We start from the raw sequence: 14,191 nt of genomic DNA on the forward strand, positions 1-14,191 counted from the left end.
GCGGCCGTCAGGCCAGGGTGTGGGGTGCCGGCCCGGTGCCGTCGAGCGGTCCGTGGGCGCTGCCGCGCAGCAGCAGCGTACGCAGGGGCGCGGTCACGGCCGGTTCGGCGACGGCCAGGTCCAGCGCCTTCGGCAGGTCCTCGGTGAACCACGCGGGCGCCGACCGCCGCACCGGGGGCCCCGCCCAGCACAGCTCCCAGCGGCACAGCCCCGTCTCCAGCGCGGCGAGCAGGGCCAGGGGGCGCAGGGCCGAGCGCAACGCCGTACGGGCGAACTCGCGCGCCGCGCGGCCACTGCTGCGCGCCGCCTGCTCGGACCGCGGCAGCCGGGCGGCCAGCTCGCGCAGCAGGCCGTGGTCGAGCAGGTCGAGGAGGTGGCGCAGGGCGACGGCGCCGGGGGCGGCCGGGGCACCGGTCAGCCCGGCCATGGCCGCGAGCAGCGGTGCCGCCTCCCGCGCGTAGGTCTCCCGGCGTGCCCGCCAGGGGAGTTCGGCCCAGGGGACCCGGCGTTTGGACAGCGCTTCCGTGCTCAGCGTGGCCTGTTCCAGGCCGGCCAGGAGCCGGTCCGGCGTCCGGAGCAGGGCGGTGGCCGGACGCCGTACGGCGGCGGGGGCGCGGCCGTCGCCGGGGATCGACTCCAGCGCCCTGATCCGGTCGGCCGTGGGCGGGTGGGAGGCGTACGGCGACCGGTCCTCGGCGGGCTCCTTTGGCAGTGGTTCGCGCGCCAGTGCCGTCAGCTGCGCCCGGCGGGTGCCGTCGGCGAGCAGCAGGGCGAACCCGCCGTAGAACTGCCCTTCGGGGGGCAGCAGTCCGGCGTCCCAGCCCAGCAGGGCGTAGTGGTTCAGATAGAGCTCGTCGGCCGCTTGCAGCGCGAGGACGCGGCGCAGGGCGGCGGCCGTGACGGCAGGGCCGGCGATCCGGGCGGCGACCAGGTCGGCCGCGTACTCCTCGCGGCGGCCGACCGCCTCGGTCAGGCGCAGGCACAGCTTCGTGTACGCGGTGAAGAGGAGCGCCAGGTAGTGGTCGGGCCCCCGCGTGCCGCCCCGCTTCAGGGGCGGCGGTCTGCCCTCCGCGCGGCGCCGGGCGGCCTTCGCGGCGAACTCGGCCCGCTCCTCGGCCTCCTCGCGCGCGGCCCGTTCCTCCAGCGTGCCGACGGTGTGCGCCAGCCGGCCGCGCAGCGCCGCCATCAGAGGGCTCAACCGGGTGTCGTGGTGGGCGTGGTGGCCCAGCTCGTGCCCGAGTACGGCGTCCAGCTCGGCCTCGGGCAGGCCCAGCAGCAGGGCCACGCCGAGGAAGAGCCGCCGCTCGCCCGGGACCAGCCCGAGCCACCGGGCGTCCTCCCGCACCATGGCGACGGCGCCCGGGACGATCCGGATCTCCGCGGGCGGCCGGGTGCGCACCTGTTCCGCCAGCCGCCGCACGTGCTCCCACAGCTCCGGCTGCTCCCGCGGTGTCAGCGAGAGGCCCGGCGGCCCCTCCCGGCCCTCCCGGGGACGCCGGCCGAGCACGACGACGCGCAGCACGCACCAGGCGACGGCCAGCGAGCCGAGGCAGCCCTCGACGGTGACGACGGTGAAGGTGCCCCTGGCCAGGACGACGTCCAGGGCCGCCACGGCGACGAGGAGCAGCAGGGCCGGCAGGTAGAACCCGAGCAGCAGGCCGAGGGCGAGCGCGGCGCGCAGGGAGGCTCCCGGGCCGGCGGGACGCGGAGGCATCGGCACCCTTCGAGGAGGACGGTGGGCGGGTACCGCTACTTCTTCAGAGCGGCGAGGAGCGTCGTCGTCAGCTTCTTCGCGGAGGCGGCGCCGTTGTCGGTGCCCGCCGTGGACAGCACGGTGACCACGGAGCTGCCGGAGCGGGCCGCGACGAGGGTGGTGCCGTTCTGCCACTTCCCGCTCGTCAGCGTCATCGTGTACGCCTCGTCGCCGAGCCCGGCGGCGGCCTTGCCGGCGACCTTCACCTTGGCGTGCGCGTCGGTGTCCGTGAACGTGGCGCACCGGGCGGCGACGGCCTCGATCCGCTTCATCGCGTCCTTCGCCTGGGCGGCCGGGAACTCGTCGATCTCCTGGGCGATCTCCTCGGTCTTCTGCGCGTTCACATAGTCGTTCTGCGCGAACGAGGAGCTGTTCGCGTAGCCGGTCACCTGGATCCAGGACGTGCTCTCCAGATCGACGCAGTCCGGCTTCGCGGTCTTCCGGGCGGACGTGGAGAGCAGCTTGGCGCCGCTGTCGGCGGTGTTGTCGTCCTCGACGGTGTACCCGGCCGGGAAGGCGGAGGCGGGGGCCAGCAGCTTCTTCAGCTGGGTGCCCGTGCGCAGGCCGGCGTCCGGGTCCTTCGCCTTGGTCTGTCCGGCGCTCGGGGCGGAGGCGTCCGTGGAGCCGGTGGAGCAGGCGGTGAGGGCCAGGGGCAGGGCCGCGGTGGCGGCGAGCAGCGCGGCGGCACGGGACGAGAGACGCATGACAGTCCTTCAGGGCTGGTGGAACGGAGAGGTGTGTAGGAGAGGTGTGTACGGCGAGCGGCGTGCCGTACCGCGTCCGGCGCAAGGCCGGACGGATGAGCGTTCGCTGGGTCAATAACAGCAGAGCGTGTGAACCGAGTCAACATCGTTCACAGGGTTCTACAACGAACACGCCGTGAATGCAGGGATCTTGTGTACGCCGGTATGCTCGGCGCAAACGGGACGAGGGGAGCGGGGCCGGTGCAGGATCAGGCGACAGAGGTGACCGCGGCCGGTATCGCGCGGCTCGCCGGAGTGGGCCGGGCCGCCGTCAGCAACTGGCGCCGCCGGCACGCCGATTTCCCCAAGCCGGTCGGGGGCACCGAGACCAGCCCCTCCTTCGCGCTCGCCGAGGTCGAGGCGTGGCTGCGCAAGCAGGGGAAACTCGCCGAAGTCCCGTTGCGTGAGAGGGTCTGGCAGCTGCTCGCGGGGCATCCCGAGGGCCCGCTCACCGCACTGGTGCACGCCGGGTGCGCGCTGCTGCTGATCCATGAGCGCCCCACCGTCTGGCTGGCGGCGAGCGCGGGTTCCGACGAGCGCCTGGCCCGGCTGCTGCCGGGCGCGCTGGCGCAGGTGCTGACCCCCCGGCTCGGAGAGCTGACGGCGGTGCTGCTGCCCGGACTCGGGACGCCGGGCGATGTGAACACGCCGGACGACGCCCAGGCGGCGGACAGGGGATCCACAGACCCGGGTGTGAACACCGTGCCGACGGGCCCCGGTGTGAACACTCCCGACATCCCCGACGCCTTCGGTACTCCCGGCGCCTCGAACACCCCCGACCCCGCGGTGGCCCCGGCGAACCCCACCGCCCCCACCACCCCCGCTGTCCCCGCCGCGGACACCCGGCCCCCGTTCCTCCCCTCCGTCCCCCTCCTGCGCGGTGCCGCCGAACTCGCCGCCGAGGCGGGGGCGCGGCAGGCGTTCGAGTTCCTGCTGGGCCGCCATCTGGACGCCAACCCCCGCCAGTACACGCTCACCCCCGCCGAACTCGCCGCCCTCATGGCCGACCTGGCCGGTCCCGCCCGTACCGTCCTGGACCCGGCCTGCGGCACCGGCGCCCTGCTGCGGGCCGTGGACACCCGACCCGAGCAGTGGCTGCACGCCCAGGACAGCGCCCCCGACCTGGCCGCGCTCACCGCGCTGCGGCTCGCGCTGCACTCGCGCGCCGGCGTGCGCGCCGCCGCCGGGGACACCCTGCGCGCCGACGCCTTCCCGGAGCTGCGCGCCGACGTCGTGCTGTGCCACCCGCCGTTCAACGAGCGCAACTGGGGCCATGACGAACTCGCGTACGACCCCCGCTGGGAGTACGGCTTCCCGGCGCGCACCGAGTCCGAGCTGGCCTGGGTGCAGCACGCCCTGGCCCGGCTCGCCGACGGCGGTACGGCCGTCCTGCTGATGCCCCCGGCCGCCGCCTCCCGCCGCTCCGGGCGCCGGATCCGCGCCGACCTGCTGCGCCGGGGCGCGCTGCGGGCGGTGCTCGCGCTCCCGGTCGGGGCGGCGCCGCCGTACAACATCCCCCTGCACGTCTGGGTGCTGCGCCGGCCCGAGCGGAACCCGGCCTCGCCCGAGGTGCTGCTCATGGACACCGGGCAGTTCGCCGGGGAGGGGCGCGGCGGCTCGGACTGGGCGGCGGTGCGCGAGGCCGTCCTGGGCGCCTGGCGCGCCTTCACCCGCCCGGGGCGGCCGGCCGAGCGGCCGGGCCTCGCCCGCTCGGTGCCGGTCATCGAACTCCTCGACGACGACGTGGACCTGGCGCCCGCCCGCCATCTGCCGCCGCCCGCCGTGGCCGACGGTGCCGAGCAGCTCGCCGCGGTGCGCGAACGCCTCGGCGAGACCCTGCGCCTGACCACCGACCTCACCCCGCCCGCCGCCGACCCGGCCCCGCCGGTGCGCTGGCCGCTCACCACCATCGGCGAACTGGCGCGCGCCGGCGCACTGGTGATGCGTACCGGGGGCAACGGCGGTCACGCGCGCCTGCCCGTGCTCACCGACACCGACGTCCTCTCGGCGACCGCGCCCTCGGGTACGCTCCCCGAGAGCGACGAGGCGGCCGTGCTGACCGAGCCGGGCGACGTCGTCGTACCCGTGCTCGGCGGCGGCTCCGTGGCGCGCGTGATCGAGGAGGCGGCGGCGGGCGCCGCCCTGGGGCGCAACCTCGTCCTGCTGCGTCCCGATCCCACGGCGCTCGACCCCTGGTTCCTGGCCGGGTTCCTGCGGGGCACCGCCAACAACCGGCAGGCCAGCAGCTACGCCTCCACCGCCACCCGCCTCGATGTGCGCCGCCTCCAGCTGCCCCGGCTGCCCCTGGAGGAACAGCGGCGCTACGGCGCCCGGTTCCACGCCCTGGACGAGTTCGAGCGGACGCTGCGGCACGCGAGCCGGCTCGGGGACCAGCTGGTGCGCGGGATGTACGACGGCCTCACGGACGGCACCGTCGCCCCCGACTGATCCCTGACGACCGATCCCTGACAACGGTTTGATACATCCCGGATGTGTTGTCGGTGCCGGGCCATATGCTCGATCCACACGCCACCAGGGACTTCGGGCAACAGGAGCAGCCATGCAGGGCCACGGCTACGGACAGCCGGCCAAGAAGCCGCCGCATCTCGCGGTGCTGGTGCTGCTGCGCGTGCTGTTCGTGGCGGCCGGATTCCTCAGCGTCGGGTTCCTGGCCTGGGCGATGCTGCTGCGGCTGGCCGCCGTCACCCGCAGGGCCCTGGACTGGGGGCTGTTCGTGGCCGCGCTGCTGGTCGACATCGCCTGCATCGTCCTGGTGGGGAACGATCCGTCGGAGGACGCGTCGGGCGTCGGCGGCACCGTCGGCATGTGCCTGGTGCTCGGCACGCTGGTCTCCGTGACCACGTACTACCTCGTCGCGGAGATACGCCATTACGGGCGCCTCGGACGGGAGTTCGAGGCCCGGTCCGTACCGGCGTACGGCTACCCGCACCCGGCGACCCCCTCGTACGCCACGCCCGTCATCCCCGCCATGCCCGCCGCCCCCGCCATCTCCAGGCTGCCCACCCCGCCCCCGACGGCCCCGCACACCCCCGTGCCCGGCCCGCCGCCCGTCGCCCCGCCCCCGCACCGCCCGGCCCCCGCGCGCATCGACCAGGTGCGGGCCGAACTGGACGAGCTCAGCGACTACCTGCGCAAGCACGACGGGCAGCACGACGGCCGGCCCGCGGACGGCAGCGGAAGGTGACCGTGGCGACAGGACGCCTCGTCGCCGGCCGCTACGAACTGTCCACCCTCATCGGCCAGGGCGGCATGGGCCAGGTGTGGACGGCGTACGACCAGCGGCTCGACCGGCGCGTGGCCGTGAAGCTGCTGCGCCCCGACAAGGTCGCGGGCCAGGAGGCCGACGAGCTGCGCCGCCGCTTCGAGCGCGAGTGCCGGGTGACCGCCCAGGTCGACCACCCCGGCCTGGTCACCGTGCACGACGCGGGCAGCGAGGGCGAGGAACTGTTCCTCGTCATGCAGTACGTGGACGGCGCCGACCTTTCCGACCACCTCGCCGAGCACGACCCCTACCCCTGGCCCTGGGCGGTCGCGGTGGCCGCCCAGCTGTGCGCCGTGCTCAGCGCCGTGCACGCCGTGCCGATCGTCCACCGCGACCTCAAGCCGCGCAATGTGATGGTCAAGCAGGACGGCCTGGTCACCGTGCTCGACCTGGGCGTGGCCTCCGTCATGGACACCGACACCACCCGGCTCACCCACACCGGCTCCCCGATCGGCTCGCCCGCCTACATGGCGCCCGAGCAGGCCATGGGCGGCGCGGTCGGCCCGTACACCGACCTGTACGCGCTCGGGGTGCTGCTGCACGAACTGCTCAGCGGCGACGTGCCGTTCACCGGCGCCACCGCGCTCGGCGTGCTGCACCGGCACCTGTACGAGCCGCCGCTGCCCGTGCGCCGGATCCGCCCCGAGGTCCCCGAGGCCCTGGAGAGCCTGGTGCTGCGGCTGCTCGCCAAGGACCCGCAGCACCGGCCGGCCTCCGCGCAGGAGGTGTACGAGCACCTGGCGCCGCTGCTGCCCGCCCGCGGCACCCCCACCGGAGCGCCCCTGGACCCCACGCGCCCCTTCCTGCGCCCGCACGCCCCCTGGCCGGACCGCGCGCGCACGCCCGCGCCCCGGCCGGCCCCCGCCGCACCGGCGGTCCCGGCCACCGGCAGACCTGATGTCGCCGCCGCCGTCGACGAGGTCAAGCGCCTGCTGGGGGAGGGCCGGATCACCCAGGCCGTCGACATCCTGGGCGCGATCCTGCCCGCCGCTGCCGAACAGCACGGTGAGCACTCCCCGGTGGTGCGCACCCTGCGCAAGCAGTACGCGGCGACCCTCATGGACGACGGCCAGTACCGGCGTGCCCTGCCCGAACTGCGCCGCCTCGCCGACGAACGCGCCGCCGAGGCCGGCCAGGCCGACCCGGCGTCCCTGCGCTTCCGCTACGACGCCGCGCACTGCCTCGAACAGCTGGGCGAGCCCGCGGCGGCGCTCGCCGAGTACCGCGCCCTGCTGCCGTACTACGAGAACCAGTACGTGTCCGGCGATCCGCAGCAGGCCCACGAGGTCCGCCGGCGCATCGGCCATCTGCTGCTCGCCCTCGGCGACCGGCCCGCCGCGCACGACACCCTCGCCCGCCTGGTGATGGACGTGGAACGCCTCGGCGGCCCCGGCCACCCGATGGCCGTCGAGATCCGCCGCACCCTGCACTGGCTGGGCCAGGTACGCGGGTAGGGCCCTTCTTCCCGGATCAGGTCGGCTCCGAGCGGCGGTCAGGGCCGCCGCCCTCGGCATGAAGGCCGGCAGCCCGATCTGCCTCGGCATGGAGGCTGAGCGGCGAACTCGCGGGGGTGTGCCGGTGCCCGAAGTCGCGGTGAATCGTTGGTCGAATGGGTTGGCCGGAGCAGTGCCACTGCCTACCATCGATCACCGCAAGACTTTGTGCGCCCGCCCGTCGCCCGACCACCACCCCAGGCGGAGGCGCTGGCGCGCCGCACCTGTCCTTGCAATCTCCCCTTGGAGGTCCCCTTGCACCGCCGCCGTCGCACCGCGCTCGTCCTCACCGCCGCGATCGCCGCCGCGGCCCCCCTGCTGACCGCCTGCGGAAACGACGCGCACCCGGGCGCGGCGGCCGTCGTCGGCGGACAGCGGATCACCGTCGCGCAGCTGGAGAACCGGGTCGGCGAGGTCCGTGACGCCCAGCGGGCCGCGGTGCCCGACCAGGCCCAGTACCAGCAGGTGCTCGCCCAGACCAGCAGCCTCACCCGCGACACCCTGCACAACCTGGTCCTGGACCGGGTGATCCACCGGGCCGCGCGGGACGAGGGGATCTCGGTCACCCGCAAGGAGGTCCAGCAGCTGCGCGCGAGCCTGGAGCAGCAGGCGGGCGGCTCCAAGGGCCTGCGGACCGCCTGGCTCCAGAAGTACGGCATCGCCCCCGCGCACCTGGACGAGAACCTCCGCCTCCAGCTGGAGGCGCAGAAGCTCGCGGCCCGGCTCGGCACCGACACCACCCAGCCCGCCTTCTGGAAGGCCCTCGCCAAGGCGTCCGGGGAACTGCACATCGACGTCAACCCGCGCTACGGCACCTGGGACGTGCAGAAGAGCAGCCGGGCGGACGCGAAGACGCCGTGGGTGCGGGAGGTCACGTCGGTGTCGGCCGGCCAGCCGGTCACGGCCTAGACGGCGGGCCGGTCACGGCGCAGGGCGGCGGGCCGGGGCGGTGTAGGTCGTACGATCACACGACCCGGGTGCCCCTGTGGACAACTGAATCCGCTCGTCGCGGCGGTGGGTTACTTTCGGATCGTGAACGCATCCAGCCCCGCCGCCGGCCCCGGCCGCATCGTCCTCCTCACCACCAGCCACCGCGTCGCCCCCGGCCTGCTGTCCTGGCCCGCGTGGGAGGCGCTGCGCGCCGCCGACGCCGTGCTGTGCGCGGACGGCGCCCATCCGCAGCTGCCGTATCTGCGGGAGGCCGGTATAGAGGTGTCCGAGACGCAGCCCGCGGCGCAGGAGCTGATCGACGCCTGCGCCGGCGGGCGCACGGTGGTGGTCGTGGCGACGGGTGAGGGAGAGCCCGCCCTCACCGACGGCCTGGCCCGGCTGGCCGGCTCCGGCCGGGTCCGGATGCCCGAGCTGGAGCTGCTGCCCGCCTCGTACGACCTGCCCGGCGCCCGGCTGCTGGACCTCGTCCAGGTCATGGACCGCATCCGCGTCGAGTGCCCCTGGTCCTCCCGGCAGACCCACGAGGGCCTGGCCAAGTACGGCATCGAGGAGGCGTACGAACTGGTCGAGGCGATCGAGGCCGGCGACCGCGAGGAACTGCGCGAGGAGCTGGGCGACGTCCTGCTCCAGGTCGTCTTCCACGCCCGGATCGCCGAGGAGCACCCGGAGACGCCGTTCTCCGTCGACGACGTGGCGGGCGGCATCGTCGCCAAGCTCATCCACCGCCACCCCCATGTCTTCGGCGACGCGGTGGCGGAGACCCCGGAGGACGTCAAGGCGCACTGGCTGCGCACCAAGGCCGAGGAGAAGCGCCGCACCTCGGTCACCGAGGGCATCCCCCTCGGCCAGCCCGGCCTCGCCCTCGCCGCCAAGCTCGCCTCCCGCGCCCGCACCGCCGGTCTCGATGTCCCCCTGCCCCAGGGCGACGGCATCGGGTACGCCCTGCTCGCCCTCGCCGCCCGGGCCGAAGCAGCCGGCACGGACCCCGAGACCGCTCTGCGCGCCGCGGCCCGGACGTACCGGGACGCGATACGGAGGGCGGAGGGGTTGCCGGATACCGTCGAGGAGTGACCGACCAGCTTCCCCCCGATGACACCGTCCCCGCCGCTCCCGAGCTGTTCACCTGGGAGTTCGCGGCCGACCCCTACCCGGCGTACGCGTGGCTGCGCGAGCACGCGCCCGTGCGGCGGACCCGGTTGCCCAGCGGGGTGGAGGCATGGCTGGTCACGCGGTACGCGGACGCCCGGCAGGCGCTCGCCGACCAGCGGCTCAGCAAGAACCCGGCGCATCACGACGAGCCCGAGCACGCCAAGGGCAAGACCGGCATCCCCGGCGAGCGCAAGGCCGAGCTGATGACGCACCTGCTGAACATCGACCCGCCGGACCACACCCGGCTGCGCCGACTGGTCAGCAAGGCGTTCACCCCCCGCCGGGTCGCCGAGTTCGCGGACCGGGTGCAGGAGCTGACCGACGACCTCATCGACCGGTTCGCCGAGCGCGGCTCGGCCGACCTCATCCACGAGTTCGCCTTCCCGCTCCCTATCTACGCCATCTGCGACCTGCTCGGCGTCCCGCGCGAGGACCAGGACGACTTCCGGGACTGGGCGGGCATGATGATCCGGCACGGGGGAGGGCCCCGGGGCGGTGTCGCCCGGTCGGTGAAGAAGATGCGCGGCTACCTCGCCGAGCTGATCCACAAGAAGCGCGAGGCGCTGCCCGCCGAGCCCGCGCCCGGCGAGGACCTGATCTCCGGCCTCATCCGCGCCTCCGACCACGGCGAGCACCTCACCGAGAACGAGGCCGCGGCGATGGCCTTCATCCTTCTCTTCGCCGGCTTCGAGACCACCGTCAACCTGATCGGCAACGGCACCTACGCCCTGCTCACCCACCCCGAGCAGCGCCACCGCCTCCAGGCGGCCCTCGCCCGCGGCGACGAGGAGCTGCTCGCGACCGGCGTGGAGGAACTGCTGCGCTACGACGGCCCGGTGGAGCTGGCCACCTGGCGGTTCGCCACCGAGCCGCTCACCATCGGCGGCCAGGACATCGCGCCCGGCGACCCGGTGCTCGTCGTACTGGCCGCCGCCGACCGGGACCCGGAGCGGTTCGCGGACCCGGACACACTGGACCTCGGCCGGCGGGACAACCAGCACCTCGGGTACGGACACGGCATCCACTACTGCCTGGGCGCCCCGCTCGCCCGTCTGGAGGGGCAGACCGCGCTGGCCACCCTGCTGACCCGGCTGCCCGACCTGCGGCTCGCCGCCGAACCGGACGAGCTGCGCTGGCGCGGCGGGCTCATCATGCGGGGCCTGCGCACCCTGCCGGTGGAGTTCACCCCGCCCGCTCAGTAGTCCAGGCCCGCGGACCAGTCGCCCCGGCCGCCCGGCGTCAGGTCGAGCAGATGCCAGACGGGGTTGAGGAGATCGATGCCGCGCTGGTCGATGTCCTCGGCCATCCGGGGGTGCGCGGAGTAGAAGTGCCGGACCGTGCCGTCCGCGTCCCGGGTGAAGACCGAGACGGTCGAGTCCTGGACGCCGTCCTCGTCCTCGCTGCCCAGGTCGTACTTGAAGGTGCTGTCCCCGGCGCTCAGCAGCCGCAGCCGGGACCAGCCGCGGGCGCGGGCGTGCCGGCGCAGGGTGGGCAGGTCGGCGGCGGCCACCACCACCAGGTCGGCGTTCCGCTCGACCTGGTGGGCGACGCCGTCGAAGCCGTCGAGCCACAGGGTGCACATCGGGCAGGGATCGGTCTGCCGTTTGCCGTACATGAAGTGGTAGACGAGCAGGGCCCGCTCGGGGCCGCCGGTGAACAGCTCGCCCAGCCGGACCTCGCGCACGGGTTCGTCGCCCGCGTCCAGGTCGGCGGGGCCCTCCAGGAAGACGTAGTCGTCCACCTCGGCCCCCGGCGGCAGCGCCCGGCGCAGGGCCGCGACCCGTTCGCGCTCGCGCATCAGCTCGATCTCGGCGCGGCGCAGCTCCTCGCGGGCGGCGAGGTACTCCGTGGACTCACCGTGCAACCGGGTGTGCCGCATCTTGTGTCCTCCTGGGTGAACAGCCCCCCGAAATCAGGTCGGTTCCATGGTTCCGGGCGCCGTGTGCCCCGGGAATGAGGCGTCGCCGTGCCCGACGGGTGAAACGGGACGTGACGGAGCGGAGGGGCGGACGTCCAATTCTGTGATCTTCGCGTTATCCGCGCGGCATGAACTTGTGACAAGTGATCGTCTGCCGCTACCTTCACCCCTCAGCGCGGCGACCGGCACCACCCGCCGCGCCGGTCCCCGCCGTCGTACGAAAGGCTTCCGCATGATCTCCGGGAACGGTCGTCACCGCCGCCCCCGTCAGGCTCCGGCCCTCCTCGTCGCGGCCGGAGTGACCGGCTCCGCCATCGCCATCCCGCTGCTCGGCGCCGCCAGCGCCCACGCGGCCGACGGCACCACCTGGGACAAGGTCGCCAACTGCGAGAGCGGCGGCGCCTGGAGCGCCGACCCGGGCAACGGGTACTACGGCGGTCTCCAGATATCCCAGGACGACTGGGCCGCGTACGGCGGCACGCAGTACGCCTCCTCCGCCGACCAGGCCAGCCGCTCGCAGCAGATCGCCGTGGCCGAGAAGATCCTCAAGGACAAGGGCACCGCGCCCTGGGCCACCTGCGCCCTGCTGTCCGGACTGACCTCGAACTCCGGTTCGGTGAACGTCGATCCGGGCGTCAGCGGCAGCGGCGGCAGCGACAGCGGCCAGGGCGACGGCACCACCGACCCGTCCGGCCTGCCCGACTCCTCCACCCCGTCCGGCACGCAGAGCGGCGACCAGGACGGCGGCGGCACCGGCAGCGGCTCCGGCACGGGCTCCAGCACCGGTTCCGGCTCCGGGAAGGACTCCACCGACCCGTCCGGCCCGTCCGACCCCTCCGCCTCGCCGAGCCACGGTTCCGGCAAGCAGACCGGCAAGGACGCGAGCCCGCACCCGGGCGAGCACACCGGCACGTCCGGCACCGGCACGTCCGGCACCGGCACGTCCGGCACCGGCACGTCCGGCACGGGCACCCCCGCCCCGGACCCGTCCGACCCGTCCTCGTCGGACCCCTCCGCCCCGGGCACGCCGTCCGCGCCCACCGGCGGCTCCACGCCGTCCGCGCCGTCCACCGGCACCCTGGACAACCCCCAGCAGACCGTCGGCTCTTGGAACCTGGTCGACACCGGGGCCCTCACCGGCGGACGTCACCGCGGCGGCAACGCGGACGAAAGCACGGCAAACGGGCAGAACGACTCGACCGCCGGCCGCCACGCCTCCCGCGAGCCGGGCAGCTACACCGTCCGCCAGGGCGACTCGCTGAGCGTCATCGCCGACTCCCTTGACGTGAACGGCGGATGGCACACGCTCTACGCCGCGAACAAGAAGGTCGTGGGCGCCGACCCGAACCACATCACCGCCGGTCAGACCCTGAAAGTCGGTGACGAAACGGACGCGGACCAGGGCTAGTTGGCGCCCCACTTGATCGCTAAATGTCCGATTTGGTGAAAGTGTGGGATGAGTCTCAGAAGCCTTGATCGTCTTTGAAATTCCGCGGATCACGTGGCTACGGTCAAGGCCGCTCGTCACCACGAGCCCCGGCGGCCGCAACGCCGAATCCTGCCAGCGGCTGCCCGGGAACAGTCGTCGCGTCAAGCGCCGAAGGCAGGAGCGGGGGACCCAAGGTAAGTGCCGGGCCCGGCAGTTGATGCCGGACCGGCTCGGGGTGAAGCCACGCCTCCACGGGAGGGGTGGCCGGGCAACTCAACCGGCCCGAACCCGACAGCTCACCTCGCAGGCGTCGGTGAGGGGATCGTTCCATGCTGTTTTCCGGCAAGGGCAAGCACCGTCGTCCGTCCAAGGCCGTCCGCGTCGTCACGCTCGCCGGTGTCACCGGTGCCGCTGTCGCCGCTCCGCTGATGGCCACCGGCACCGCCTCCGCCGCCACCGCCTCCCAGTGGGACGCGGTCGCCCAGTGCGAGTCCGGCGGCAACTGGGCCATCAACACCGGCAACGGTTACTACGGCGGTGTGCAGTTCTCCGCCTCGACCTGGGCCGCGTACGGCGGTACCGCCTACGCGTCCACCGCCGACAAGGCCAGCAAGTCGCAGCAGATCACCGTCGCCGAGAAGGTTCTCGCGGCGCAGGGCAAGGGCGCCTGGCCGGTCTGCGGTACGGGTCTGAGCAGCACCCCGTACGGCGGCTCCGCCTCCACGACCACCCCGTCGGACAGCACCGCCACCCGCTCCACGGACGAGCAGGCCGCCACGCGCTCCACCCAGCGCACCACCCCGGCGCCGAGCAAGTCCACGAGCACCTCCACCGGCTCCTCCGCGAGCAAGACCGTCACCACCCCGACCGGCAAGAAGGTCAAGAAGGGTGACGGCGAGTACAAGGTGGTCAAGGGCGACACCCTCAGCTCCATCGCGTCCGCGCACCACGTGGCCGGCGGCTGGGGGAAGCTGTTCGACCTGAACAAGGACATCGTGGACAACGCCGACCTGATCTACCCGGGCCAGCAGCTCCACCTGAAGTAGTCCGACCCGAAGGGGTACGGCCCCCCGGTGCCGTACCCCCGATGCCCTGCCCCCAAGGGCCCGCCCCGTCCCCACGGGTGCGGGAGCCTCTCTCCGAGGCGACCGCGGACCCGCCGCGACAAGCCCCGAGAACCCGGCCCCCGGTGACCGCCCCCCAACGGCCCCAGGGACCAGCCCCCAGGGGCCAACCCCCACGGACCAGCCCCCCAGGGGCCAACCCCCTAGGGCTCACCCCCGGGGACCCACCCCCCCCACGGTTCTCCCGGCCCCCCGGCCCCCCGTCCCCCCAACCCCCCCCACCCCGGCGCGTTTCCCCCGTATGCGCCGGGGTGGGGTCTTGTGTTTTCCCGGCCTTCAGCCAGGTCTCATCCGCGAACCCCTTTGTTCCGGTGGTGAACAATAGGTACCGTCTGCATGTCCCCGTCG

At 74.0% G+C, this 14,191-nt stretch carries 11 protein-coding genes and 1 riboswitch; of the genes, 8 read left to right on the forward strand and 3 right to left on the reverse strand.

Annotated elements, in window-relative coordinates; genetic code table 11:
- Positions 1 to 7: 7 nt before the first annotated feature.
- Both QHG49_RS20740 and QHG49_RS20745 read right to left on the reverse strand, forming a co-directional pair.
- Complete coding sequence (locus QHG49_RS20740) at positions 8 to 1,714, reverse strand: M48 family metalloprotease (RefSeq protein WP_301490645.1); 1,707 nt, start codon at positions 1,712 to 1,714, stop codon at positions 8 to 10.
- 35 nt (positions 1,715 to 1,749) lie between these two features.
- The gene (locus QHG49_RS20745; protein ID WP_159702095.1) at positions 1,750 to 2,457 is read right to left on the reverse strand and encodes a hypothetical protein; all 708 of its coding nucleotides are present in this window, start codon (positions 2,455 to 2,457) and stop codon (positions 1,750 to 1,752) included.
- Between the two features lie 240 nt (positions 2,458 to 2,697).
- On the opposite strand from QHG49_RS20745, the gene QHG49_RS20750 reads away from it, so the two are divergent.
- From QHG49_RS20750 to QHG49_RS20775, 6 genes are all read left to right on the forward strand, one after another.
- The gene (locus QHG49_RS20750) at positions 2,698 to 4,944 is read left to right on the forward strand and encodes an N-6 DNA methylase (RefSeq protein WP_301490648.1); all 2,247 of its coding nucleotides are present in this window, start codon (positions 2,698 to 2,700) and stop codon (positions 4,942 to 4,944) included.
- A gap of 112 nt (positions 4,945 to 5,056) precedes the next feature.
- A complete protein-coding gene (locus QHG49_RS20755; RefSeq protein ID WP_301490649.1) occupies positions 5,057 to 5,701 on the forward strand; it encodes a hypothetical protein in 645 nt (214 codons plus the stop codon).
- A gap of 38 nt (positions 5,702 to 5,739) precedes the next feature.
- Complete coding sequence (locus QHG49_RS20760) at positions 5,740 to 7,233, forward strand: serine/threonine-protein kinase (protein WP_268982845.1); 1,494 nt, start codon at positions 5,740 to 5,742, stop codon at positions 7,231 to 7,233.
- A gap of 294 nt (positions 7,234 to 7,527) precedes the next feature.
- Positions 7,528 to 8,181 (forward strand): SurA N-terminal domain-containing protein, encoded by a 654-nt coding sequence (locus QHG49_RS20765; RefSeq protein WP_145490885.1) that lies wholly within the window; start codon positions 7,528 to 7,530, stop codon positions 8,179 to 8,181.
- A 123-nt stretch (positions 8,182 to 8,304) separates the two neighbouring features.
- The gene (locus tag QHG49_RS20770) at positions 8,305 to 9,294 is read left to right on the forward strand and encodes a nucleoside triphosphate pyrophosphohydrolase (RefSeq protein ID WP_159702083.1); all 990 of its coding nucleotides are present in this window, start codon (positions 8,305 to 8,307) and stop codon (positions 9,292 to 9,294) included.
- Positions 9,291 to 10,574, forward strand: a complete 1,284-nt coding sequence (locus QHG49_RS20775) for a cytochrome P450 (RefSeq protein ID WP_159702080.1) — start codon at positions 9,291 to 9,293, stop codon at positions 10,572 to 10,574. The genes QHG49_RS20770 and QHG49_RS20775 overlap by 4 nt, the downstream gene beginning before the upstream one ends.
- Here the strand turns inward: QHG49_RS20775 and QHG49_RS20780 are convergent.
- On the reverse strand, positions 10,568 to 11,251 hold the full coding sequence (locus QHG49_RS20780) for a DUF899 family protein (RefSeq protein ID WP_145490860.1): 684 nt from the start codon (positions 11,249 to 11,251) through the stop codon (positions 10,568 to 10,570). The genes QHG49_RS20775 and QHG49_RS20780 overlap by 7 nt on opposite strands.
- Before the next feature lie 271 nt (positions 11,252 to 11,522).
- Between QHG49_RS20780 and QHG49_RS20785 the strand changes: the two genes are divergently transcribed.
- Both QHG49_RS20785 and QHG49_RS20790 read left to right on the forward strand, forming a co-directional pair.
- A complete protein-coding gene (locus QHG49_RS20785; RefSeq protein WP_301490653.1) occupies positions 11,523 to 12,698 on the forward strand; it encodes a transglycosylase family protein in 1,176 nt (391 codons plus the stop codon).
- Positions 12,699 to 12,875: 177 nt separating this feature from the next.
- Positions 12,876 to 13,044: riboswitch (cyclic di-AMP (ydaO/yuaA leader) on the forward strand.
- Between the two features lie 4 nt (positions 13,045 to 13,048).
- Entirely contained in the window at positions 13,049 to 13,765 is a 717-nt protein-coding gene (locus tag QHG49_RS20790; protein WP_301490654.1) for a transglycosylase family protein, read from the forward strand.
- Positions 13,766 to 14,191 lie beyond the last annotated feature (426 nt).

The sequence above is a fragment of the Streptomyces sp. WP-1 genome, assembly GCF_030450125.1.
GTDB lineage: Bacteria > Actinomycetota > Actinomycetes > Streptomycetales > Streptomycetaceae > Streptomyces > Streptomyces incarnatus.

What these genes read in the sequence shown, in the direction of transcription:
- QHG49_RS20780 (WP_145490860.1), bottom strand. Translation starts at nt 11,251, where the DNA reads ATGCGGCACACCCGGTTGCACGGTGAGTCCACGGAGTACCTCGCCGCC.
- QHG49_RS20785 (WP_301490653.1), top strand. Translation starts at nt 11,523, where the DNA reads ATGATCTCCGGGAACGGTCGTCACCGCCGCCCCCGTCAGGCTCCGGCC.
- QHG49_RS20740 (WP_301490645.1), bottom strand. Translation starts at nt 1,714, where the DNA reads ATGCCTCCGCGTCCCGCCGGCCCGGGAGCCTCCCTGCGCGCCGCGCTC.
- QHG49_RS20790 (WP_301490654.1), top strand. Translation starts at nt 13,049, where the DNA reads ATGCTGTTTTCCGGCAAGGGCAAGCACCGTCGTCCGTCCAAGGCCGTC.
- QHG49_RS20745 (WP_159702095.1), bottom strand. Translation starts at nt 2,457, where the DNA reads ATGCGTCTCTCGTCCCGTGCCGCCGCGCTGCTCGCCGCCACCGCGGCC.
- QHG49_RS20755 (WP_301490649.1), top strand. Translation starts at nt 5,057, where the DNA reads ATGCAGGGCCACGGCTACGGACAGCCGGCCAAGAAGCCGCCGCATCTC.